The sequence below is a fragment of the Porphyromonas sp. COT-108 OH2963 genome (genome assembly GCF_000768895.1).
In the GTDB taxonomy this organism is placed as follows: Bacteria; Bacteroidota; Bacteroidia; order Bacteroidales; family Porphyromonadaceae; genus Porphyromonas_A; species Porphyromonas_A canoris.
Map to the genome: position 1 here is coordinate 1 of NZ_JRAP01000015.1, position 24,330 is coordinate 24,330.

At 45.2% G+C, this 24,330-nt stretch carries 18 protein-coding genes; 10 read left to right on the top strand and 8 right to left on the bottom strand.

The genetic code is table 11. The annotated features are described in order from the left end of the window. Positions 1-238, bottom strand: a 238-nt coding sequence (locus tag HQ39_RS07825; RefSeq protein ID WP_152565541.1) for a hypothetical protein, incomplete at its 3' end; no start/stop codon positions are given. Positions 239-780: 542 nt separating this feature from the next. On the opposite strand from HQ39_RS07825, the gene HQ39_RS07830 reads away from it, so the two are divergent. Continuing rightward, a complete protein-coding gene (locus HQ39_RS07830; RefSeq protein WP_235317655.1) occupies positions 781-1,419 on the top strand; it encodes a DNA alkylation repair protein in 639 nt (212 codons plus the stop codon). Between the two features lie 381 nt (positions 1,420-1,800). Here HQ39_RS07830 and HQ39_RS07835 read toward each other — a convergent pair whose 3' ends face one another. Together HQ39_RS07835 and HQ39_RS07840 are read right to left on the bottom strand one after the other, a co-directional pair. Then, positions 1,801-2,568: a TIGR03915 family putative DNA repair protein gene (locus HQ39_RS07835; protein ID WP_036865255.1), complete on the bottom strand. Its 768-nt coding sequence runs from the start codon at positions 2,566-2,568 to the stop codon at positions 1,801-1,803. Positions 2,569-2,596: 28 nt separating this feature from the next. After that, the gene (locus HQ39_RS07840; RefSeq protein WP_036865256.1) at positions 2,597-3,862 is read right to left on the bottom strand and encodes a putative DNA modification/repair radical SAM protein; all 1,266 of its coding nucleotides are present in this window, start codon (positions 3,860-3,862) and stop codon (positions 2,597-2,599) included. A gap of 491 nt (positions 3,863-4,353) precedes the next feature. Here HQ39_RS07840 and HQ39_RS07845 point away from each other — a divergent pair, with 491 nt between their 5' ends. The 9 genes from HQ39_RS07845 to HQ39_RS07885 all read left to right on the top strand — a co-directional run bounded on the left by HQ39_RS07845 (position 4,354) and on the right by HQ39_RS07885 (position 18,426). After that, positions 4,354-5,931 carry a sulfatase gene (locus HQ39_RS07845; protein WP_036865258.1) on the top strand — a complete coding sequence of 526 codons (1,578 nt, stop codon included), beginning with the start codon at positions 4,354-4,356 and terminating at the stop codon, positions 5,929-5,931. A 37-nt stretch (positions 5,932-5,968) separates the two neighbouring features. Then, complete coding sequence (locus HQ39_RS09295; protein WP_052079545.1) at positions 5,969-6,502, top strand: lipocalin family protein; 534 nt, start codon at positions 5,969-5,971, stop codon at positions 6,500-6,502. 74 nt (positions 6,503-6,576) lie between these two features. Then, positions 6,577-8,127, top strand: a complete 1,551-nt coding sequence (locus HQ39_RS07855) for a class I SAM-dependent RNA methyltransferase (protein ID WP_036865260.1) — start codon at positions 6,577-6,579, stop codon at positions 8,125-8,127. A gap of 35 nt (positions 8,128-8,162) precedes the next feature. After that, positions 8,163-10,325, top strand: coding sequence for a S9 family peptidase (locus tag HQ39_RS07860; RefSeq protein WP_036865262.1), 2,163 nt, complete (start codon positions 8,163-8,165; stop codon positions 10,323-10,325). Next, entirely contained in the window at positions 10,322-11,635 is a 1,314-nt protein-coding gene (gene purD, locus HQ39_RS07865; protein WP_036865263.1) for a phosphoribosylamine--glycine ligase, read from the top strand. Before HQ39_RS07860 ends, purD begins: the two co-directional genes overlap by 4 nt. Then, complete coding sequence (locus HQ39_RS07870; RefSeq protein WP_036865264.1) at positions 11,626-12,558, top strand: hypothetical protein; 933 nt, start codon at positions 11,626-11,628, stop codon at positions 12,556-12,558. Before purD ends, HQ39_RS07870 begins: the two co-directional genes overlap by 10 nt. Continuing rightward, positions 12,543-12,992 carry a YqaA family protein gene (locus HQ39_RS07875; RefSeq protein ID WP_036788366.1) on the top strand — a complete coding sequence of 150 codons (450 nt, stop codon included), beginning with the start codon at positions 12,543-12,545 and terminating at the stop codon, positions 12,990-12,992. Before HQ39_RS07870 ends, HQ39_RS07875 begins: the two co-directional genes overlap by 16 nt. Before the next feature lie 43 nt (positions 12,993-13,035). Further along, a complete protein-coding gene (locus HQ39_RS07880; RefSeq protein WP_036865266.1) occupies positions 13,036-16,332 on the top strand; it encodes a S41 family peptidase in 3,297 nt (1,098 codons plus the stop codon). Between the two features lie 402 nt (positions 16,333-16,734). After that, the gene (locus HQ39_RS07885; protein WP_036865268.1) at positions 16,735-18,426 is read left to right on the top strand and encodes a family 20 glycosylhydrolase; all 1,692 of its coding nucleotides are present in this window, start codon (positions 16,735-16,737) and stop codon (positions 18,424-18,426) included. A 748-nt stretch (positions 18,427-19,174) separates the two neighbouring features. Here HQ39_RS07885 and HQ39_RS07890 read toward each other — a convergent pair. From HQ39_RS07890 to HQ39_RS07910, 5 genes are all read right to left on the bottom strand, one after another. Further along, positions 19,175-19,456, bottom strand: coding sequence for a hypothetical protein (locus HQ39_RS07890; protein WP_036788357.1), 282 nt, complete (start codon positions 19,454-19,456; stop codon positions 19,175-19,177). Between the two features lie 173 nt (positions 19,457-19,629). After that, complete coding sequence (gene tig / locus HQ39_RS07895; RefSeq protein WP_036865269.1) at positions 19,630-21,003, bottom strand: trigger factor; 1,374 nt, start codon at positions 21,001-21,003, stop codon at positions 19,630-19,632. 95 nt (positions 21,004-21,098) lie between these two features. Then, positions 21,099-22,238, bottom strand: a complete 1,140-nt coding sequence (locus HQ39_RS09300) for a metallophosphoesterase (RefSeq protein ID WP_052079546.1) — start codon at positions 22,236-22,238, stop codon at positions 21,099-21,101. Next, complete coding sequence (locus HQ39_RS07905; RefSeq protein WP_410524599.1) at positions 22,235-23,581, bottom strand: MATE family efflux transporter; 1,347 nt, start codon at positions 23,579-23,581, stop codon at positions 22,235-22,237. Before HQ39_RS07905 ends, HQ39_RS09300 begins: the two co-directional genes overlap by 4 nt. Positions 23,582-23,625: 44 nt before the next feature. Then, positions 23,626-24,321, bottom strand: coding sequence for a Crp/Fnr family transcriptional regulator (locus HQ39_RS07910; protein WP_052110400.1), 696 nt, complete (start codon positions 24,319-24,321; stop codon positions 23,626-23,628). Between the last annotated feature and the right edge of the window lie 9 nt (positions 24,322-24,330).

Below are 24,330 nucleotides of genomic sequence, written 5' to 3' on the forward strand. Positions count from 1 at the left end.
AGCAGTTAAGCCCGATCACGCCGATGGTACTATGCAAATGGGAGAGTAGGTAGCCGCCACTTAGAGAGAAGGAGAGAGACATGAACCGTAACAGGAACGTGGCTCTCTCCTTTGTTTTTATAGGTTTGCCGGTTTGCTTCTTCTTTCTTTTCTCCTCCTCAATCCTTATTGCTTTTTCCCCACTCCGTATGAAAATACCAATGGAGCTCCTTGCGATCTTCTCCTTAATCTTTTTCACTCCGTTCCTCCTCTGCATTAAGATACATACGAGCTTCCTTCTTTCTCCTCTTTAATCCTCTTTCTTCTTATCCTTCCCTGTATGAAAATAGAGATGGAATAGCTACTTTTCCTCTTCCTCAATCCTTTTTCTCTTTCCATATTGGTTGTTCTTGAGTATGGGGCGTATATTCTCCATTCTCTTTAATCCCTTTTTCTTTTTCCATACTTCTGGAATACACAAATAGGAGAAGTAGGTAGTCGCCACTTAGCTAGAAGGAGAGAGGTATGAACCGTATGACGGGGATTGTTTCTCTCCTTTGTTTTTATAGGTTTGCTGTTTCAGTTTCTATCTTCTTCGGTGTGCTTCAACTATAAGAAAAAATCTTTTCGGCTCAGCTTTATCGGTATTGAATAAATTTGTTTCCTTCCCAATTGAAATAATTACTTCACTTAACATGTCGTCCTTATGATACGAGAAAGAGGGATTTATCATTAAAGAAAAAATTGTTTTTGCGATAATAAAGCCTTTGTTGTACTTTTAAGGGATTGATTGTGACGATTATGGTAATGAGTAAGGATGCTAATAGTAGAGAGATTGATACTATTTTGAATAGAATAGTACAGATAGAACACGGCTTCAAACATGTGAATGAAGGAGCAGAAGAAATCATATTGCTGTATGGAGATGAGCGTTGTTTCGATATAGCTCTTGATCTATTTAAGAAAGATAGCTATCAAGTTCGAATGTTGGCTACTGTTATCTTAGGGCATTTAGCCGTGAGCAATAAGGCAGCTCTTCTGTATCTGAAAGACATAGTCAGTATGGATACGAACTGGCGAGTCCAAGAGATGCTTGCAAAAGCTTTTGATGAGATATGTAGAAAAAGAGGTTATGAAGCATCTCTACCCCTTATTGAAGAGTGGATGAATGCAGGAAATCCTAATATTATTCGAGCTGTAACAGAGGGATTGAGAATATGGACAAGCCGCCCTTTCTTCAAGGATAGACCATTATTAGCTATCGAACTTATCAGCAAACATAAGGCTCATCCAAGCAAATACCTGAGAAAATCTGTAGGAAATGCTTTGAGAGATATAGGAAAAAAGCATCAAGATTTACTACTTGAAGAATTAAAGAGTTGGGACCTATCCGATCCATTGGTTTTATTTACCTATAAGCTTGTGACAAAGAAAAGGTGATAATACCTTTAGTATGAAAGTTTTGGACAGAGACCCTTGATAGTTAATTTGAATACTAAGAATATATCTCTATCTGAGATAAAGAAGAAAAATCCACAACTGACACTTATTATCGTAAGCAATACAGAGGCAGTAGAACGATTAAGTGCAAATCAAATACCTCTGAACAAAGCTCCATTCTTTAACGAGTGGGTGCGACTATTGGAGGTCTGGTTTTAAGATCCAGATGGGTATGGAATAGTGTTGTTGGGGTTATCGGAACATCCAATTGTGCAGTTGAGCCAAAGATAATACCTAACTAAATAAGTTAAATGAGGAAGTAAAAGCAAATAGCCGATACTTCCCTATTCAATATCCTTGAAGAGGCAGATTTTGTAGCCTTTACTGCATCTCCGTCAGATACTTCCAGTATCGTTTCGGCATATTTTGGCGTTGAAGTTTGAGATTGATGCGCTCTTTTACCGTGATGCTTTGGAAATATTCTTTCCACATTTTTTGGAATAAAATCTCCTCATCGGACAGCTTTTCTTCTTCTATTATTCCGCTTTTGAGAGCAGTAAGATCTTTCTCGGAGAATGAGATATAGCGCGTTGTTGCTTTGTCGTAGTAGATGCCGGAGTTTCTGTTCGTGTCATATATGATCCACTGCTGGTCTGCATATCTTGCCTCAAAGTGAGAAACGATAAGAGAGAGTATATTGAAACGGGGAGCTATGGGGGCAAAATAGATGTTGTCTGCCGTTCGTTGAAATCGGACGAACTGGATGAATTTTCTCGATTCTCCTGCAACCTTTCTTGCAATCTCTTTTACCCGTATTACGTCTTCGTCTCCGAAGTTCATTTCATAGCCTTTCGGGAAATCTATCATCTTACAGATGTATTTGAATAAAAGCATTTCCACTTCAGGCAGCTCCGACAACCACACCAAGAGAAGCATGTTTTGAGCAATTTTGGAGATCTTCTTTTCCAAGCCGGACCATACACGTCCGGCTTTTTTTGTGTCTGCATTTATGATGTACACCTCGTCTATGAGAAAAGACCTTTGTGCGTCTTGCGAAAGGATGGCTTCCGGTACAATCTTCTGCTCATAGGAGAAAAAGATGCAGGAGAGCAACCCGTCGAGTGTTTTGTCGTAAAGAAATATCGCCATCCTTCTTCTGTCTGTTTTCAGGCTGTTATCACTCTCCGAAGTTTATAGGAATCTGCATTGCTGCAGCCAATGCCTGCTTCTCTTTTTTCTCTGCGACCTGCTTGCGAACGTATTCGGGAGAAAGTTCGTTGATGGTGCGCATCGGGAGATCTCGGCAAACGATAAAGTATTGTGCTCTTTTCATCACCACTCCCATTCGTTTCAGCTGAAAAGAGTAGAGTGTCCCGAATCTTCTTGAAGCGATAATCAGCTTTGCGGACTTCACTCCTATTCCCGGTATCCTCAGTATCAATTCATAAGAAGCCGTATTCAAGTCCACCGGAAAGTACTCCGGATGCCGAAGCGCCCAGCTCATCTTCGGATCTATATCCAAGTCCAAGTCCGGATGCCGGTCGTTCACAATCTCATCCGCACTGAAGTTATAGAACCTCATCAACCAGTCTGCCTGATAGAGTCTGTTCTCTCGTACCAGTGGCGGAGAGAGCAGAGCCGGAAGACGGCTGTCATTCGTATTGACCGGGATATAGCCGGAGTAATAAACCCGTTTGAATGAAGGACGTTTGTAGAGGGCGGATGCGAGGGTCAGTATCTGCTTGTCGCTGTCCGGAGTGGCACCTATAATCATCTGTGTACTCTGCCCGGCAGGAACAAACTTCGGTGCAGAGCGAAACTTCTTTCTCTCTTCGACACTTTCCAACATTCCTTGTTGGATAAAACGCATAGGTCCGAACACCCCGGCATAATCCTTTTCCGGGGCGAGGATTTTCAGGTTCTCTTCGGACGGGATCTCCAGATTTACACTCATCCGATCCACATACGTTCCTGCTTTCGCTACCAATTCCCGGCTCGCTCCCGGTATGCTCTTCATGTGAATGTAGCCGTTGAATCCGTACACCTCTCTTAGTAGCTTCACAGTCCGCAGCATCTGCTCCATCGTATAGTCCGGATTGCGTATCACTCCGGAGCTTAGGAAGAGCCCTTCGATATAGTTTCTGCGGTAAAACTCAATAGTCAGCTCTGCCAGCTCTTCGGGCGTGAACATGGCTCGCTGCACGTCATTGCTTCTTCTGTTGGAGCAGTAGGCACAGTCGTATATGCAGTGATTGGTCAGCAATACTTTGAATAGAGAGATGCAACGTCCGTCCGGAGTGAAGCTGTGACAAATACCCCACCCCGAAGCGTTACCTATTCCGCCCTTTGTATTCTTGCGAGAAGAACCGCTGGATGCACAGGATACATCATACTTTGCAGCTTCTGCAAGCGTTTTCAGCTTCTCTATCGTGCTTTCATTCATTAGGAAAAGTGTCTTTGCTCTGTATTGTGAGAGGAAGTTTTACCTCTTTCTACGACACCTAAAGATAGTCTAATTTACGATATGAACTCTTATAAACGAAGCCGAATTGCACCTGTTTTTTCCGAATATAAACTCTTAAAAGTGTTTATAAACAGGGTCAAAAGTTGTGCTAAAGCGGTATAAATCTACAAACCGAATCTTGATTTGTGGATGTCAAGCCACGATTGCTCCAATTCGCACTTTGATTTGCAGAAGTCAAACCTTGATTTTCGCTTTTGAACGTGTTAAGTCTTGGTTGCAAATAGGTTTAGAATAAGTTGTCAGTATATCTAAAAGAAGAAAGAAGGAGGTCTCTGCTTTCTTCCTTTCAGACTCATTCTCTTACATTTGTATACAGAAAATTTTTTTGTTCCGGTATCAGATGTATTACCATTAGGGCGATTAAGGTTATCTTTGTGGTATAAGTTTAATGTTTTTCAAAGGATCCGTAGATGAAGAGTATCTATAAAGTGGTGTTGCTGCCTCTTTCGGGAGTTGCGATGGTGGCTCCGGCAAAGCTGTTTGCAGAGGGGAAGGGAGAATCGAAAAAGCCTCTGAACATTGTGTATATCATGACCGATGATCATACCAGACAGATGATGAGCTGTTATGATGGGCGTCATATCAGTACGCCCAATCTGGATAGGATAGCGGAGCAAGGGGTCTTATTTTCCAATGCTTACGTGGCAAACTCTATTTCCGGACCGAGTCGAGCATGTCTTCTTACCGGGAAGCACAGCCATAAGAATGGTAAGAAGGATAACCATACCACTTTTGACGGCAATCAGCAGACGGTGCAGGAACTTTTGCAAAAGGCAGGATACCAGACGGCGATGATCGGTAAGTGGCACTTGGATAGCCAGCCTCGTCACTTCGACCACTGGGAGATATTGCCGGGACAAGGAGACTATTACAATCCGGACTTCATCACTGCTGCCGGAAAGACCAAATATGAGGGGTACGTAACCACAGTTACAACCGACTTGGGATTGGAGTGGCTTGATAGCAAGCGCGATAAGAGTAAGCCGTTCTGTCTCTTCCTGCATCACAAAGCCGTACACAGAAATTGGATGGCAGATACTGCCGATCTTGCTCTATACGAGGATAAGGTTTTTGAATTGCCTGCCAACTTCTACGATAACTACGAAGGAAGAGCAGCTGCAGCAAAGCAAGAGATGAGTATTGCGAGCGATAAGGATATGGACTTGGCTTATGACCTTAAGATGTACAGGGAGGGAAAGCCATCGAGACTTAGTGGCTGGTATCCGGGAATCATGAAGAGAATGACACCGGAACAGAGAGAGGTGTGGGACAAACATTACACCCCGATTCTCCAACAGTTTTCTTCTGCCAATCTTCAAGGAAAAGAGCTTGCGGAGTGGAAGTACCAACGCTACATGAGAGACTATGCCAAGACGGTGAAGTCCCTGGACGACAACGTGGGTAGAGTGCTGGACTATCTGGAACAGAGCGGACTGCTTGAAAATACAGTCGTGATCTACACATCGGATCAAGGGTTCTACATGGGTGAGCATGGCTGGTTCGATAAACGATTCATGTACGAAGAGTCTTTCTCTACCCCTCTATTGGTAAGACTTCCGAAGGGATATGGTAAGAGAGGAGAGATATCTGAGTTGGTACAGAACATAGACTTTGCCCCAACGATGCTGGATATTGCCGGAGTGGAGATACCTGAAGATATACAGGGAGTATCGCTGATGCCGTTGCTTTCAAGCAAGAAAGCCCCCAAAGATTGGCGGAAATCGTTGTACTATCACTTCTATGAGTTCCCCGGAGAGCATGCTGTTCGTCGCCACTTCGGTGTTCGTACGGAGCGGTACAAGCTGATCCGGTTCTACAAGGATATAGATGCCTGGGAGCTGTACGATCTTAAGACCGATCCTTCCGAAATGAACAACCTCTATGGTGATCCCGGCTACGAAGCGGTAACACAAGAGCTTAAGCAGGAGCTTAAACGCCTGCAAGAGCTCTACGATGATCCTATCCGTACAAGTGTAAGTATAGAATAATGACTACCTTTAGAGGTAAATAATAGAGTCTTAGTCCATGAAAACAAGAACTAAAGCAGCCATAACTCTTGCCGTTGGAGCATTGGGCTATATGGCATACAGGGAGTGGGGTAGAGTAAAACCGGCAAGAGCGTATCCGATAGACTCTTTCGAGCCGGAAAAGTTTGTCGGCTCGTGGCTTGTGGTGGCAGGTACACCCCAGTGGGTTTCCTCTTGTAAAGAAAACCTGAGCTACGACTTCTCTATCCTTCCGGATGGCTCCATGCAAGTTTTGAAGAGCTACTGCGAGGTGGGCAAAGAGCGTTGGCATCGCTCGGTAGGGCATGTGCTCTTTCGCGGTTCTTCCTCTCGCGGTGCACTCAGAGTCTCTTTTTGTGGACCGTTTTATCGTGGATACAATGTTGTTGCGGTAGATGAAGCTTACAGCGTGGCTCTTATAATAGGACGCACCGCAGCGGAAGCGATGATCCTTTCGCGTACTCCAGATGTGCCGGCAGAGATAATGGAGAAGTACATATCCCTCGCCAAATATATCGGCGTCAAGATGGGGGCTTTTGTTTGTCTGGCTTAGAGGAGGATTTCTGTGATTTTATACAACTGTTGTCAAACTATCGGAACGATAGCCTGCTTAATAGAAATAGATAGATGGAGATAGAAGAAAGAGAACAATTCAGGATGATGGCAAAGACCTTGCACGGTCTGGAAGAAGTACTCTGCAAAGAGTTGCAGGAACTTGGAGCCGAAGAGATAGAAAAAGGTAGACGCGTGGTCTATTTTAAGGGAGATAAAAGGCTGCTGTACAAAGCCAATATTCATCTTCGTACAGCATTGAGAGTCCTTGTCCCGATTGCCACATTTGAGGCGACAAATGCGGATGAGGTTTACGACTATCTCAATGAACATGTCGCTTGGGACAACTATCTGGATCCCAAATCCACCTTCGCGGTGGACAGCGTGGTCTATTCGGATCACTTTACACACAGTAAGTTTGTTGCTTACAGAACGAAAGATGCCATTGCCGACTACTTCTCGGATCTGCAGGGACGCAGACCCAATGTTTCGGTGAGTAACCCTGATATTTTATTCCATCTCCATATCTCGCATACAACCGTAACACTCGCTCTCGATTCCAGTGGTGAAAGCCTTCATATCCGAGGGTATAGGAAAGTTCAGACAGATGCTCCCATATCGGAGGTTTTGGCTGCCGGGATGCTGCTTCTTGCCGGTTGGGAAGGCAAGAGTGCCTTTGTGGATCCGATGTGCGGTAGCGGTACCATCCTTATAGAAGCACTTCTTATGGCCAAGGGGATACCTCCCGGTATCTTCCGCCCCTCTTTTGCTTTCGAGAGATGGAAAGATTTCGATCAAGAGCTGTTGAGTTCCATCCTGGACGAATGGGAAGAAAAACCATTCGATCATCCCGTTGTGGGGATGGATATATCCCCAAAGGCGATAGTTGCAGCCAAGAAAAATGCAGAATATGCAGGTGTTTTGAAGGATATTTCTTTTGTTGTATCCGATATATCTGACGTCTTACCGGAGCAGGTTCCGGCTGTATCTCCGGGAGAAGAGCCGCCGATGCTTATGACAAACCCTCCGTATGGAGAGCGGCTTCGTCCGGAAGATCTCGAACAGACATACAGTGTACTCGGCTCTAAACTCAAGCATATCTTTACAGGGTATCGTGCGTGGGTTATCTCTTCATCCAAGGAGGGGTTGTGGAAGATCGGTCTTAAACCATTTTTCAAAGAGGTGCTTTTCAACGGTTCTTTGGAGTGCGAGCTGAGAGGCTATGAGACATTTTCGGGAAAGAGAAGCGAGTTTTTGGAAAAGTCTCCCGAAAAACCATCTCGAAAATCTTCTAAGGAGTCGGAGTTCAAAACCAGAGGCTATTCCGTTTCAAGAGGAAAGTCTTCCGGAGATGGTGAGAAAAGCGGAAGAAGAAAAGGCGATTTCAAGAAGCGGGAAGAGGGAGAGAAGAGAGCATTTAAGCCTCGTACTTTTGCTGCCAAAACAGAGAAGAAGAGAGAAGAACCGGAACTGTCTCGCTCCGAAAGAGAGATAGAAGAGTTTCGCAGAGAGTTCAGACCTCGTAGGATAGCTCATTTCGATGACGAGAGACGCAGAGCACCCAAGAGAGAGAACGAAGTGCGCTTCCGTCCTCGCCGAAAACATATACAGGAAGAGAAAGAATAACAGACAAGTCATATATCCAAACATTTTAAGAGAAGATGAAAAAGACCCTGAGCGTATCTCTACTTTTGATACTGCTTTTAGGCGGAAAAGCCACAGCACAGATGAAAACGTTTACGTTGGATCAACTTATTCCGGGAGGAAAAGAGTCTCACACGATAGTGCCGGAAAGTACAGCACGTCCCCTGCTTACCAATACTCATTTTATCTACGAGAAAGATAGTATATGGGTAGCTGCTCCACTTTCTGATGTGAGCAAACATCGACCATTCCTGACCCCCGACAGCTGGAAATCTTTGACTGGGGAAGAGGAGATGCCGTATGCCATCTCCCCAGGGGCAAAAGGCTCTTATCTCATAGCATATCACCCCTCTTTCGTTTATCATATCTCCAATGACGGGAAACAGATACTGGCAAAGTACAAGAGTGTGCCGGGAGGGGATAAGCTCTATCACTCAACAGAGAAGGGCGCAATATCTCAGAGTGCCAACCATAAAGTGTATATCATCCACCCCGATGCCGAACCACAAGAGATCACCCCGGATGGATCGCGAGAAGTGGTCTATGGTGAGGTGCCTCATCGTAACGAGTTCGGAATAAATGATGGTATGTTCTGGTCTCACGACGGACGTCTTCTTGCTTTTTACAGAATGGATCAGAGTATGGTTACAGACTATCCGTTGGTAAATACGGCAGCAAGAATATCGGAACATACTCCCATAAAGTATCCCATGGCAGGGATGGCAAGCCATCATGTTACGGTAGGAATATATGACCTTGAAAGCCAAAAGACCATCTACTTAAAGACCGGTGCACCGGAGGACAGATATTTTACCAATCTTGCCTGGAGCCCGGATGACAGATACCTTTATATAGATGAGGTGAACAGGGAACAGAACCACTGCTCTTTGGTGATGTATGATGTCCGTACTGGAGAAAAGGTGAGAGAAATCCTTCAGGAGACTCATCCAAAGTATATAGAGCCTTCAGATCCTATTATCCCTCTGAATAGCAAGAAACAGGACAGCTTTCTTAGACTTTCCCGAAACAACGGATTTAAGCATCTTATCCTGTTTACCAAGAATGGAGCTAAGAGCAAACAACTTACTAAAGGAGAGTGGGAGATTACCGATTTTCACGGATTGTCCGCAGATCATAAGTATGCCTACTTTACCTGCAATATCAATAATCCGACGGAAAGACAAGTTGCTCGTGTAGCCATCCCGAGTGGAAAGATGGAGCTGATCACTTCCGTTCCTGCATATCATACTGCTCTATTCAATCCGGGACTTACGGCAATCTTCGACCGATTCTCTTCTCAAACTATTCCCGGTCAGGAAGATATTTATACACTCAAAGGTAACAAGTGGAAAAAAGAGACATTCTTCAAGAGTGAGAACCCTATCGCAGATTTTCGCTTGCCCAATGTAGAAAGAGGTATCATAAAAGATGCTTCGGGGAAGTATGACCTTCACTATAAGATCACTTATCCTAAAGACATCAAACCAGGGGAGAAGCTTCCTACAATTGTTTATGTATATGGAGGTCCTCACGCCCAACTTGTAACAAATTCATGGAATAGCCTGAATCGTGGATGGGATATATTCATGGCACAAAATGGATATGTTGTATTTACGGTGGATAGTAGAGGTTCAGCCAATAGAGGATTGGAGTTTGAAAACGTTACGTTCAGACGACTTGGAGAAGTAGAGATGGCAGATCAGATGAAAGGTGTGGAGTATCTTCTTTCTCTTCCTTTCGTCGATCCGGATAGGATTGGAGTACACGGCTGGAGCTATGGAGGGTTTATGACTACAAATCTTATGCTGACACACTCGGATATCTTTAAGGTGGGTGTTGCCGGTGGACCGGTCATGGATTGGTCTATGTACGAAGTGATGTATGGGGAGCGTTATATGGATACACCTCAAAGCAATCCGGAAGGATACAATGCCAACAATCTTCTTAAAAGAGCCGGCGATCTTAAAGGCAGGCTACTCCTTATACATGGAGACCTTGATCCTACCGTGGTTTGGCAACACAGCATACAATTTGTACGAGCAGCAGTAGATGCCGGAACATATCCGGACTACATGGTCTATCCGGGACATGAACACAATGTTCGAGGTTCTCAAAGAGTACACTTGTACTTTACGATCTCCAGATATTTTGACGATCATCTTAAAAATATACGGAAATGAGTCAGGCAAAAACAAAGCATAACATACTTGTTCTCGGTAGTGGAGGAAGAGAAGATGCTCTTGCATGGAAGCTGAGACAAAGCTCTTTGGCAGATCATCTCTACCTTGCTCCCGGAAATGGAACGGAAAGAAACGGTATAGAGAAGTTGGGCATAAAGCTTTCCGACTTTAATGCCATCTGCTCTGCTATACAAGAGAAGGATATTGATGTTGTGGTCATAGGTCCAGAGCAACCTCTTGTGGATGGTCTGGTTGACTTTCTCAAGGGGAAAAAAGAGCTTGAAGGGCTTCATATCGTAGGACCATCCGCTAAAGGTGCAATGCTTGAAGGGAGCAAAGATTTTGCAAAAGAGTTCATGCAGAAATATGGAATCCCAACGGCAAAGTATCTTACCGTAACTTCTGAAAACATAGCGCAGGGAGAAGCATTTTTAGCATCTCTTTCTGCTCCCTATGTACTAAAAGCAGATGGACTGGCTGCCGGTAAAGGGGTATTGATCTTATCTTCCTTAGAAGAAGCTCTTAAAGAACTTCGGGAGATGCTTACCGGAAAGTTTGGGAACGCCGGAAATAAGGTTGTGATAGAGCAGTATCTTTCCGGTATAGAGTGTTCCTGCTTTGTCTTGACCGATGGCAAAGGCTATATGTTGCTGCCTTATGCCAAAGATTACAAGCGTATCGGCGATGGAGATAAAGGCCTCAATACCGGAGGGATGGGTGCTGTGTCTCCCGTTCCATTCCTCTCTTCGGAACTCAAAAAGCGTATAGAGGAACAGGTGGTATGCCCTACCATAGAGGGACTCAACCGAGAGGGGTTGGACTATAAGGGCTTTGTTTTTATCGGCTTGATGATCTGTGAGGGGAAAGACCCTTATGTGATAGAGTACAACTGCAGAATGGGAGATCCCGAAACGGAAGTGGTAATGCCGAGAATTGGAGAAGATCTTCTGCCACATCTTATCAAACTGAAAGACCAAACGTTGTCTTCCGGATCATTGGAAGAGATTGCGGAGTATGCCACCACTGTTGTCATGACCAGCGGGGGGTATCCGGAAGAATATAAAACAGGATACGAGATTGCCGGAATAGAGTCGGCAGAAAATGGAGACGGAGTGGTTGTCTTCCATGCCGGTACTAAAGGAGCAGACGGTAAACTTCTATCTTCAGGAGGACGAGTGTTGGCATGTACCGGCATAGCCCCTACGCTTCAGAAGGCATTGGATAAGAGCTATCGAGCCACATCGTTAATCTCTTTTACAGACAAGTATAATAGATCCGATATAGGAAAAGATTTGATACCTTGGACATAACAAACATCGCTTTACCGGCACAAAAAGCTTTAGAACAGATTCGTTTTTGCTTTTCTACTTACGAGTTTCTTACTCCGTGGGTGCTTGGTATTGTGTTTGTTTTGACCCTGTTTTTTGTGCGCCGGCACGGACTGATATACTACGGAGGACGCTCTCAGGCATTTGTCGTTCCTCTGTTGTTTACACTCCTTGCCGGTGCTGTTTTTAGGGATATTTCGGTCTGGACTCTCTCTTTATTGAGTACATATCTTCTACTCTTCTTTGTAGAGATAGGTCTGAATAGTTATGGCCGCAAGCAGAGAGTAGTTGCGATGTTTGACACGGGAATCTTCATTGCCCTGCTTGCTCATATCCATCCGGTCTTCTTTATCCTGCTTCCTATTATTTTTAGGGTACTTAGGCGATTGGAACTTCTGCATAAAAAACAGATAGGGGCACTTATTTTGGGGATCTTCTCCATATTTTGGTGTTCTGCTCTGATTATATATATCTTCTCCGGTATAGAGGTTCTAAAGGATAGTGTAGTTCATTACCTTCTTTTACCGGGCGATTTAGTGAAGAATCTCCAATCCTACCGGATATTTTCTCAACAGTTTCTCTTGAGGGAGCTTCCTCTGATTGCGCTTATCATTATGATAGTGGTGCAAACAACCGGAATGCTGCCAAGATCTTTGGAGAGACAGCGGTTTACCATTGATATACACATTCGTTTGGTTATCCTTCTCTATATCGCTCATCTCCTTTATGAGCCTGAGGGGGCATCTCTATACCTTTGCTGTGCCTTCTATATCTCTATACTTTCGGGATATTGTCTGACCCAAGCGAAGGGTGTGATCTTACGCAGTTTGATACTGCTGCCATATCTCTTTTTGCTTTATTCGAGCGTACAAAATTTATTGAATACAACATGGACTTTCTCATAGAATACGGATACTTGGGAGTATTCATTGCTGCATTTCTTGCAGCTACTATCCTGCCCTTTTCGAGCGAGGTGGTACTCTCCGGAGTATTGCTTGCCGGTTCGGACTATTGGATGTGCATTGTTGCTGCAACCCTGGGTAATTGGCTTGGAGGTATGAGTTGCTATTGGCTTGGAGCGCAAGGGAAGAAGGAGTGGATTATTAAGTATCTTCGAGTAAATCCGCAACGTCTGGAGAAGATAACTACATGGCTTCAAGGTCGAGGCAGTTGGATGGGCTTTTGGGCATTTCTACCCGGAGTGGGAGACTTTTTTGCAATAGCTCTTGGTCTTCTTCGTGCCAATGTTTGGAGCGTTGCGCTGTTTATGCTTGCCGGAAAACTTGTGCGTTATCTGGTTTGGCAGCAGATTGTAGACTTTTTTGTTGCCCTGTTCTAAACAAGGCATTAACACATACTTATACTTTAACAATAACACTCTTATGAAAAGAAAGATTGCATTATCTCTACTCGCCGGTTTAGGCTTGAGTGCTTTTGCTTCTGCTCAAGAGGCTCCGATGTGGGTGCGTCAAACGGCACTTTCTCCCGATGGTCGGACCATTGCATTTACTTACAAGGGGGATATTTTCACTGTCCCTGTTTCCGGAGGACGCGCCACACAGATTACCTCCAATCCCTCTTACGATACAGCTCCGGTATGGTCTCCGGACAGCAAGAACCTTGCATTTGCTTCGGATCGTGAGGGCGCGATGAATGTCTATCTTACTACTTCGCAAGGAGGACAGGCCAAACGCCTTACGTTTAACTCTTCTTCGGAAATTCCTGTTGCTTTTGACGGCAATCATAACGTTATTTATCGTGCCAATATCCGTCCTGCAAAAGAGGTCGGACTGTTCCCAACGGGAGTCTTTTCTCAGCTTTATACTATTCCTGTTACAGGAGGTAGAGCCAAGATGTTCAGTGCCATTACTATGGAAGAACCATCTATCAGAGATGGAAAAATCCTCTATACAGATAGAAAAGGGTATGAAGATCCATTCCGCAAGCATCACACCTCATCTGTAACGAGAGATATTTGGCTTTACAGCAAAGACGGAGGGTATAAGAAGATCACATCTTTTGCGGGAGAAGACCGTAATGCACAGTGGGTGGCAAATGAAGATGCTTTCTACTATACATCCGAGCAGGATGGAACACTCAATATCTACAAGCGTGCACTCGCCGGAGGAAAGGATGTTCAGCTTACCACGTTTAAGCATCATCCTGTGCGCTATATGTCTGCAGACCGCTTGGGCAATCTCTCTTTCTCCTGGAATGGCGAACTCTATTATATGCCTGTGGGTGGGCAGCCTCGAAAGGTTGATATTGAGATCGTAGCGGACTATACAACTCCGGAAGTGCAGCATTTTAATCTCTCATCCGGTCTCAGCAGTATGGCACTTTCTCCGGATAATAAAGAGATCGCAATGGTTGTTCGTGGAGAGGTTTACGTAACATCTGTAGACTACAAAACCACAAAGCGTATCACCAATACTCCTCAACAAGAAAGAAACATTACATTCAGTCCCGATGGCAGAAAGATTGTTTATGCTTCCGAACGCAACGGCAAGTGGGATCTTTTCATGACAGAACTGGTCCGTAAAGATGACAAGAGCTTTACTTATGCCAGGGAGTTGAAAGAGACTCAGTTGACAGATAGTCCGTATCCCTCTTTTGATCCAAAGTTCAGTCCGGATGGAAAAGAGATTGCGTTTTTGAGAGATCGTTCTGCTATTGTGGTGCTTAATCTTGCCACAAATAAAGAGCGATTGATAAAGGACAAAGTGTTCGACTATTCCTATTCGGACGGTGATCAGTGGTTTGAGTGGAGTCCGGATTCCAAGTGGATTATAACGAACTATATCGGCGTTGGTGGTTGGAACAATAAAGACGTTGCTATCTTCAAAGCAGATGGTAGTGGAACGGTACACAACCTTACTGAGAGTGGTTACTCTGATATCAGAGGACGATTTGTACTTGGAGGTAAAGCGGTTCTTTTCTCTTCGGACAGATCCGGTTATAGAAGCCATGGTAGCTGGGGAGCAGAGCGAGACATCTATTTGATGTTCTTGGATAGAGAAGCGTACGATCAGTTTATCCGTTCTAAAGAAGAGCGCGAATTGGCAAAGACAGAGATTTCTGATGTCGATAAGAAGAAAGAAGACGAAAAGAGTGCGGATAAGAACAAAAAGTCCAAAGCCAAGAAAGACGATAAAGAGAAGAAGACCGAAAAGCCTTTGGTATTCCAGCTTGAAGACAGAGATTATCTCACTGTTCGTCTTACCAGAACGTCCGGAATGCAGACAGATTATGTTATAGAGCCAAAGGGAGAAATCCTTTACTATATTGGTCTTGTAGACAATGCGTTCAATCTGTACGAAATCAATCTTGTCGAAGGTTCTACCAAAGTACTTATCCCCAACATCGGATCCGGTTCTCTGTTCATGGGTAAGAATGGTACCACTCTCTTTGTGGCTACTTCTTCCGGTATCAAGAAGATCGACGGAACCAAGCAGACTCCTGTAACATTCTCTGCGCCATACGAACTTCGTAAGACACAGGAGCGTGAGTATATTTACCGCCACATGGTACAGCAGGTACAGGATAAGTTCTACGACGTCAATCTTCATGGCGTGGATTGGGCAATGTACTCTGCGAACTATGGAAAGTTCTTGCCTTACATCAACAACAACTACGACTTTGCCGAGCTGATGTCCGAAATTCTTGGCGAGCTCAATGCTTCTCACACCGGTGCAAGATACGGAGCTCCCGTCTCTGCACAGATTACGGCAAGTCTTGGTCTGTTCTATGACGAATCTTATACAGGCGACGGGCTCAAGATTGCAGAGGTAATGCCGGGCAGTCCTCTCAAGAATGCAGCAAGCAATGCCAAGCCCGGAGCTATCATCGAAAGCATAGATGGCGAAAAGATCCTACGCAATGTTCCGATAGAGCACTACTTCAACGGCAAAGTCGGAAAGCGCGTACTTCTTACCATCAAGAATCCAAGTAGCGGAAAGGTCAAAGTCGGAAAGCACGTACTTCTCACCATCGAGGATACAAAGAGCGGAAAGGTAACGGAAGAGTACGTCCGTCTCATCTCACAATCGGCAGAGAACGGACTTCTATACAGACGCTGGGTAGAGAAGCGTGCCGAAATGGTCAATAAATGGTCCGATGGACGCATCGCTTACATCCATATTCAGGGGATGAACAGCCCGTCGTTCCGCAAGATGTACAAGGAGCTTTTGGGTAAATATCGTCATTGCGATGCCGTTATCGTGGACACCCGCTTCAATGGTGGCGGCTGGCTGCATGAAGATTTGGCTATCCTTTTGAGCGGAAAGGTTTATTCCCGATTCACGCCTCGTGGCACATATATCGGCTCCGATCCTTTCGCTCAGTGGACCAAGCCGTCTGCCGTACTCATGAGCGAGGGCAACTACTCCAACGCTCACGGCTTCCCTTATGTCTATAAGACGCTCGGATTGGGTAAGCTGATCGGTGCGCCCGTACCGGGAACCATGACTGCCGTATGGTGGGAAAGCCAGATAGATCCTACTTTGGTCTTCGGTATTCCGCAGGTAACATGCTCCGATTTGGATGGCAAACCGCTGGAAAACGTACAGCTCGAACCGGATGTTTTGGTTTATAATACACCGGAACAATACCTTGTCGATGACGATCAACAGCTGCGTGCAGCAGTGAAGACTCTCCAAGAGCAATTGAATAAGAAGTAATACTTTCGGTCATTACTTATCTGAAAAAGCACCTAAGCTTTCAAACGAAAGCTTAGGTGCTTTTTATCGTTCTTCGGAATGGTAATTACCGTTCTCCAATTTAGTAATTACCATTTCTCGGTTTAGTAATTACCGTTCTCCAATTTAGTAATTACCATTTCTCGGTTTAGTAATTACCGNTTACCATTTCTCGGTTTAGTAATTACCGTTCTCCAATTTAGTAATTACCATTTCTCGGTTTAGTAATTACCGTTCTTCAATTTAGTAATTACCATTTCTCGGTTTAGTAATTACCGTTCTCCAATTTAGTAATTATCGTTTTTCAAGTTGATAATTATCTCCAAAATAAATGCTACATTGCTTCCGTTTATAAACATTATATCGTTACCCCAATTTTTCATCATGAAATCTCGTATTACTCTCCTTGTTCCCGCAGTTTTGCTATGGCTCTTCTTGGCAAAATGGCACACCGTATCCGCACAAGTATTGCATCAAAGCTCCCCGAATGCCTACGAATGGCGTGGCTGCATGATAGATGTTTCGCGTCATTTCTTCGGTGTGGATGTGCTGAAAAAGCAGATAGACATCCTCTCCTACTACGGCATCAACCGCCTGCATCTGCATCTGACCGATGCCGGAGGCTGGCGTTTTGTATTGTCCGGATATCCTCGTCTGACCGAGCTGTCGGCATGGCGTACCGAAAGCGACTGGGACAAGTGGTGGGGAGAAGGGGATCGCCGATACCTCCCGGAAGGAACACCCGGCGCCTATGGCGGATATTACACCGAGGCCGAACTGAAAGCCCTCATCGCTTATGCCAATGAACGAGGCATCATGATCGTTCCCGAAGTGGAGATACCGGGGCATAGCGAAGAGGTGATGGCGGCTTATCCGGAGCTGAAGTGCGTTGGGAACGATGGGGCGCAGGCAGACTTCTGTGCCTCCAATCCTGCCTGTTACAAGTTCATAGACCATCTCATAGACGAGGTCGTGAGGATCTTTCCTTCGGATTATATCCACATCGGAGGCGATGAAGCGGGCAAGACACACTGGCGCACCTGCTCCCGTTGCCGGGAGATGGCTTCACGGCTGGGGCTGAAAAGCACCGACGAACTCCAAGACCATATCGTAAGCTATGCCATGCGTCGTGTCACGGCTCACGGTCGTAAGCCTGTCTGCTGGGACGATGCCCTGTGCGACTCTCTCCCCGATGGCAGTATCGTCATGGTTTGGCGCGATGTCAAGCAGGTACAGCGTGCATTGGAAAAAGGTTATGACGTTATTTTCTCCCCGTCGCAATATTGTTATCTGGACTATGCACAAGATGCACCACAGTCTCAACCCCGATCTTTCGGAGGCTATCTCCCCTTGAAACGTGTCTGGGAAATGGAGCTGCCGAAAGGAATACTCGGCGTGCAGGGAAACCTTTGGACGGAATACGTAGCTACACCTCAGCATCTGGAGTATATGCTCTACCCTCGTATGCTCGCGATTGCAGAGGTCGGACGTCTGGGAGATAAGCGTCCGCCGTATGAGGTGTTCAGAGCTTGGGCGTTGGAACAAACAGAGCATCTGCGCCGAAACAACGTGAATACATTCGACCTGAAACATGAGCAAGGCGATCGTCCGGAGACTCTTCAGCCTGTCGTCCACAAGGCCTCGGGGGCGAAGGTCATCTATCACAAACCTTTCTATCCTTCCTATAATGCCGGCGGCGAACAGGCTTTGGTAGACGGACTTCGCGGTAACTGGCAGCACGGCGATGGACGTTGGCAGGGTTTCCTGGGAGAGAATTGTCTCGACCTTACTCTTGATCTTGGGAAAACATCTACACTACAATCCATCGGAATGGACTTCCTCCAAGCGGATGTCGCAGGGATCTATCTGCCAAAAGAACTCTGTATCATGGCTTCGACAGATGGGAAAAACTTTGTGGAAATCTTCCGAAAAGAGCATCCGAAAGAGCCTCGAACAATCTCTTTCATAGAGCATTGGAGGTGGGAGGGGAAGGTTAAAGCTCGTTACCTGCGTATTATTGGCAAGGCAGGAAGCAGGGGTGAGTGGATCTTTACGGACGAAATCGTCGTGCGCTGATTGGCTCGGCGATATTTGCTCACAAGATTTGCACCATTTTTCTTGTGGAAAAGCGGGTACAGAGGCTCGGCTGAAAAGAGCTTCTGATGGGATGGAATATATAAAAATGACCTCCTCCGAAGCTCCTGAAAATCTCTTCTTTTTTCTCTTTTTTCATTATGGAAGAAAAGCCGTAATGTCGTAAGCTCTTTTATCCCAAAGTGATACGGATTTTCTCGAATTTGGAAAAAATTTTTTCTCAGTCCGTTTGATGGGGCTTTTTCGCGTTAATAGGTGTAAATTTTAACACCTTTGTCTGTGAACGTTTCCTAATAAAGAAATTTGCCTTTTCAGAGGCATTTTAGGGTAAAAACAGGTAATCTGCTGATATTTAGTGTCTTGATTATTTTGGCTAAACACTTTAATCGAATCCGGTAAACGTATTAAATGAAATCGGTAAATACGTTTACCGACTTCGTTAAATACTTTAAGCCGACAAAATATACTGCTTTAGCGTTTTGAGTAAACCTGCATCAAAAATCGTGTTAATAAAACAGCCCGAATTTAACAGTTCGGTCANGACAAAATATACTGCTTTAGCGTTTTGAGTAAACCTGCATCAAAAATCGTGTTAATAAAACAGCCCGAATTTAACAGTTCGGTCATGCTCTGAAAACACTACCTCCGATCAAAATAGAGAGACCGAAAAAAGTGAGTATTTTTCGGGATGGAATATATAAAAATGAAGGGCGGTTTCGGGGGCTGAAAACTATCTCGGAAGATCGGATTGCTCTTCGCACGTTTTTTTCTTCTCCACTCTTTTGCGAGTGTATCTGCCTATGAGATCCGATGCGACAATCATAATGAAAACGATAACTCCTGAAGTGCGGGAGAGCCAACCCATTTCGATGATAAACCTTATTATTACAGCTATCAGTATTGTTACCATCAGGTAGGCGATTACGTACTTTGTTTTTTGTGTCATGATCTGTGTGGTCTTGTTGATCTTGGTGCAAATATACCCCAAATAGCCGTAAGAAGACCTTTGCATAGCAGCTTATCTGCTTCAAAGGTCTCTTTATGGTGTGCGTTAATCTGTATTTCAGACGGAGGATTTCCGGGCTGACGGCTCAAAAGAAACTGCACCCCGAAAGTTTTGTTCCTAACTTTCGGGGTGCAGCTTGGTTACCGGAGTCCGGTATTGTTATCTGTGGCGGGAGAAGATTATGCTTCTGCCGGTTCGAACATTTTCTTGAACTCTTCTGCCGTAACGTTCTTTTCTTCAAGTGTTACCTGGTCTTTCATCCAAGCGGCAAACTTGCTTCTCTCGATCTGATCGTTGATCTGGTTGCGGCTTTCAGGCTTTTCGATAAGCGTCTTGGCGTAGTTGGCAAGCACATCTTCGGGGATGTTGTTCATGCCATACTGTGCAAACTGCATCGCTGCCATCTGTTTTGCAGAGTTGAGAGTGTCTTCCTCTGTGGCTACGATATTATTTGCCGTAAGGATTGCATCTCTGTAAATGTAGCTCTTGATGTCTTCAAAGAAGCGAGGCATAGACTTTTCAAACTCTTCGTCCGTCATCTTTGCTCCCTGCTCGGTAGTCTTGTACCACTTCTTGAGGAGTTCTTCATCCAGTGCGATGGTGTTTGCCTTGTGCTCTTTGATGTAAGACTCTGTATCGAGTTGGAACTTATACATGGAGTCGTTCTCGTTTTGTCTGCCGTAGATCTCTTTCAGCTTTGCACGCATTTCGTCTTCGCTCTTCACTTCACCCTCTCCGAATAGAGCATCGAAGAAGTCTTGGTTGAGTTCTGCCGCTTCACTGCGAGTAATCTTTTGGATCTCGAAGCTGAACTTGGATTGGTTGCCTTCCACCTCTTCTTTCTTAAGACCGAGAAGTGAAGCAAACTCTACTGTGCTACCGAAAGCAACCGTAGGGTCGAATACTATGACACTGTTGAGAGATGAGCCGATGAAGAGTTTTTGCTGTTCTTCATTCTTGATCATGGAGACAAGAAGCATGGCATTCTCTTCCTTGCGCAATCCGCCTTCGAGAGGCTTACCGTCTGCGTCAAGCTCGCATACTGTTCCGCGAATGATGTCGTTTACTTCCACCACTTCTGCATCTACGTAGCGAGGGTTGGACTTAAGTATCTCTTGGATGCGAGCATCTATATCTGCATCTGTAAGCTCTATGTTGTAGTATGGCAGCTTGTCTTCTTTTGTGGGAAGATTGGTTACTTCCGGACGAAGAGCCACTTCAAAGTCGAGTGCGAAAGTCTCTTGCTTCTCAAAGTCGATAGCAGGAGTGCTGTCCGTAACCATGGGTTGTCCGAGCACTTTAAGCTCGTTTTCTCTCAAGGCTTTATCTACTCCTTCGCTGATTTGACGTTGAACTTCTTCTACTTTGGCAGACATACCATAGAGCTTTTGTACCATTGCCATAGGCACTTTACCCTTGCGGAAACCTTGGAAGTTACCGTTGTTCTTGATCTGCTTAAGGGCTTTTTCTACTCCCGGTTTGTAGTCTTCCGGAGTGATAACCACTTCAAAGATGGCTTTGATACCGCTCTTCTCTTTTATTGTTATGTTCATACTCTTATATGATGTGTTTTAATATCCTACTTTATTGAAGCTTACAAAATTAGTGCTATTATTTCATCCGACCAAAAATGGCAGGACGGGATAAGTTATTTTTGAAACTCGACATCTATAATAACCAATTCGCTACGTGTGCCGACACGGAATGGAGAGCCGGCTACTCCATATCCGGAAGAGACCACCACCGTGGTATTGCCGTACCGTGAAATGCCTTCGATCTGCTTGAAAGCAAGCTGTACGAGAAAGCGGAAAGGTATAAACTGTCCGCCATGAGTGTGTCCGAACATTGCAAGATCTATGCCCAAACTCTGAGCTTCGTCTATTTGACGGGGCTGATGATCGAGTAGCAGCAGGGGTTTATTGCGGTCTATGCGATAGCGCATTGCCAGATCGGAGAAAGAGGCACGCCCGTCGGGGTTGTTGTGATCATCCCTTCCGAGCAGCTGTATATCCGTACCGGGAAGAGTGATGAGAGAGTCTATCAGAAGCGTTCCTGCATCTCGAAGCCAAGCCTTTTTGCCCTCGACATCGCCTCTGTATTCGTGATTTCCCATTACGATATAGGTGCCGTACTTGCTGTTGATGGATTTCAGGGTCTCTTTTACGCCCTCTTTCTCTCCATATCTCAGGTCATAATCGAAGATGTCTCCGCCGATGAGAAAAATATCGGGCTTCTCTGCTTCGACCATTTTAGCCATACGTTCTATGCTGCTTAAGCCCATGATCTCTCCGATGTGAGGGTCTGTCACCAAAGCTATGCGGAGCTTCTCTTGTCCGGGGGAGGGCTTTGCAATCTTCACTTCATATCGTGAGACAATCGGCTCCATCGTATTACGGTAGCCTTTGTTGCACGCCAGTACGAGGAGCAGAAGAGACAGGAGCATCATGTAGCCGTACCACCGCTGTTTGTTTTCAGCGGAGACGTTCCACCTCTTGCGGAACAGCAGAAGCGCAATGCGCGTTCCCAAGCCTATCAGAGCAATGATGAAGCTGTATATGAGAATGATAACGTAGTAGTTGTTAAGGAAATACATGATCTGCCCGAAGCTCTCCCATGGTATGGATTTACGAGCAATATATACTCCGAGGAAGAAAAGATACATCAGGATAAGAAGTGCCATGATCACCTTTCCCCATTTTGTTTTTTTGAGAGAGGTCTGATTCACTTTGTAGAGCAGGTATAACATGATGAGAGTCTGCCCTACAATGGACATGAGGAATACTTTCATAAAGCCGGTTTGATGCGTTTGTTATAGTGGTACAAGTACACAAAAAAAGCTGTCATCGCTGCCAGTATGTCGGATATGGGGAGTGAAAACCATATTCCTTTGAGTCCCAAAATGGGAGGGAGCAGCAATAACAGCGGAATTAAATAGATAATCTGACGGGTAAGAGAGAGAAGCATGGAGACTTTTGCCCTGCCAATGCTCTGGAAGTACTGCGTTGTGGTGATCTGAAAACCGACAACGGCAAAGTGAAAAGTACATACCCGGACAGCATATATAGTGAGATCCATGAGTTTGGGATCGGATGTAAAGCCTCGAACGATGAGATTCGGAGCGAAGACACCCAATAGTCCGCCAACAAGACCAATGCTCATATTCAAACCGAAAGATCGCCACGAAGCCTCTTTTACTCTGTGGTAGAGTTCGGCACCATAGTTATAACCGACAATCGGCTGCATACCTTGAGAAACACCCAAGCACAGCATCAGGATAAGCATAGCGAAGCTGCTCAGTATGCCATACGCCCCCACCGCATAGTCTCCTCCGTACTGCGCCAAACTTTTATTGAGAATCACGGTGATGAGACTGCCGGTCAGCTGCATGGAGAAAGGTGCCATACCGATGGAGAGGATGGCGATGATGTGTCTCTTTTTGAGTTTGAAGTTTTTTATGCGAAGCTGTATGTTGCTATTTTTACTCAGGAAGTGAGTAACGACGAAGCACATACTGATAAACATGGATATAACGGTAGCCCAGGCAGCTCCTGCTATTCCCATGTCGAAGACAAAGATAAAGATCGGATCCAGAATAATATTCGATATGGCTCCGATAAGCATTGTCGTCATGGCTTTGGAGGGATAGCCTGCCGCTCTCATTACCGCATTGTAGCTGAAAGCAATGTTTGCAAAGATATTGCCGGGCAGTGCTATTATGAGATATTCGCGAGCATACTTCAAGGTCTGATAGCTTGCGCCGAAAGCCAAAAGGAGATCGTCCAGATAGATGAGACAGAGCAGTGTGGCCGGAAGACTGATCAGGAGCGTGAGGAGAAAAGCATTGCCCAAAAGCTCTTCCGCTGTCTCTCTTTTTTTTGCTCCGAGCAAAATGGAGACCCTTGCAGATGCTCCCGAACCGATGAGCATTCCCATAGCCTGAAGGAATATGATGATGGGAAATGTTACAGCCAGTCCGGATATTGCCAAGCTGCCGACACCATTTCCGATAAACATTCTATCCACGACATTGTAAAGCGAGTTTACCATCGTTCCAACCACAGCCGGAACGGCAAACTGCCTTAGTAGTCGTCCTACCGGAAGATGCTCCAATGCTTCGCTTCTTTTGTCCATCACTTTTATCCTTTCTGTTCGGGAACGGCTCTTGATGCGTTGATTTAACCCTTTCGTGCTATCTCATCGATGCTTTTTTCGTTGAGTATTGTAATCTCCCGACCTTCCATTTTTATGAGACCTTCTTCTTCAAATGCATTGAGAGTACGTATTGCATTGCTGATGGTCATGTTGGAAAGTTCGCCCATATCCTTTCTGGTCGGATTGATATTCAAAGAACCGTTCGGCTTGAGTCCGTACATCTCTTTCAGTAACAGCAGTCCTTCTGCCATGCGTGCGCGGGATTGCTTGACCAGCAACCCTACCGATCTTCTGTCGCTTAAGAATATGTCCCGATAGCTTTCCAGCATCAGCCAGTAGCTTACTTTGGGATTTTCTCTTGCAATATCCTCCAAGACGGTCAAAGGAAATTTATAAACAAGGCTTGCACCCACAGCAGAGATGCGGACTGCACTCGGCTTTCCCATAAAGAAAGTGCGATACCCGAAAAGCTTCCCCGGACAGATAAGGTTGACGATATGCCTTCTCCCCCCGTAAGATTCCATTGTTACTTTTACCTGTCCTTGAATAAGGATATAGCAATACTCCGGTATCATCCCCTCTTCGAGTAGTATCTCTTTCGGGGCTACCTGTTCAAAAGCAGAGTAGATCTGAAAAAATTCTTTCTCATTCTGAGCCAATAATTCCCACAAGTGTGGAATCATGGTAGAGATATGCGGATGCTTTTCTTTTGGAATCATGTTGTGGAA

Coding starts and splice junctions, on each gene's coding strand:
- HQ39_RS07830 (WP_235317655.1), top strand. CDS start 781: ATGGTAATGAGTAAGGATGCTAATAGTAGAGAGATTGATACTATTTTG.
- HQ39_RS07835 (WP_036865255.1), bottom strand. CDS start 2,568: ATGGCGATATTTCTTTACGACAAAACACTCGACGGGTTGCTCTCCTGC.
- HQ39_RS07840 (WP_036865256.1), bottom strand. CDS start 3,862: ATGAATGAAAGCACGATAGAGAAGCTGAAAACGCTTGCAGAAGCTGCA.
- HQ39_RS07845 (WP_036865258.1), top strand. CDS start 4,354: ATGAAGAGTATCTATAAAGTGGTGTTGCTGCCTCTTTCGGGAGTTGCG.
- HQ39_RS09295 (WP_052079545.1), top strand. CDS start 5,969: ATGAAAACAAGAACTAAAGCAGCCATAACTCTTGCCGTTGGAGCATTG.
- HQ39_RS07855 (WP_036865260.1), top strand. CDS start 6,577: ATGGAGATAGAAGAAAGAGAACAATTCAGGATGATGGCAAAGACCTTG.
- HQ39_RS07860 (WP_036865262.1), top strand. CDS start 8,163: ATGAAAAAGACCCTGAGCGTATCTCTACTTTTGATACTGCTTTTAGGC.
- purD (WP_036865263.1), top strand. CDS start 10,322: ATGAGTCAGGCAAAAACAAAGCATAACATACTTGTTCTCGGTAGTGGA.
- HQ39_RS07875 (WP_036788366.1), top strand. CDS start 12,543: ATGGACTTTCTCATAGAATACGGATACTTGGGAGTATTCATTGCTGCA.
- HQ39_RS07880 (WP_036865266.1), top strand. CDS start 13,036: ATGAAAAGAAAGATTGCATTATCTCTACTCGCCGGTTTAGGCTTGAGT.
- HQ39_RS07885 (WP_036865268.1), top strand. CDS start 16,735: ATGAAATCTCGTATTACTCTCCTTGTTCCCGCAGTTTTGCTATGGCTC.
- HQ39_RS07890 (WP_036788357.1), bottom strand. CDS start 19,456: ATGCAAAGGTCTTCTTACGGCTATTTGGGGTATATTTGCACCAAGATC.
- tig (WP_036865269.1), bottom strand. CDS start 21,003: ATGAACATAACAATAAAAGAGAAGAGCGGTATCAAAGCCATCTTTGAA.
- HQ39_RS09300 (WP_052079546.1), bottom strand. CDS start 22,238: ATGAAAGTATTCCTCATGTCCATTGTAGGGCAGACTCTCATCATGTTA.
- HQ39_RS07905 (WP_410524599.1), bottom strand. CDS start 23,581: ATGGACAAAAGAAGCGAAGCATTGGAGCATCTTCCGGTAGGACGACTA.
- HQ39_RS07910 (WP_052110400.1), bottom strand. CDS start 24,321: ATGATTCCAAAAGAAAAGCATCCGCATATCTCTACCATGATTCCACAC.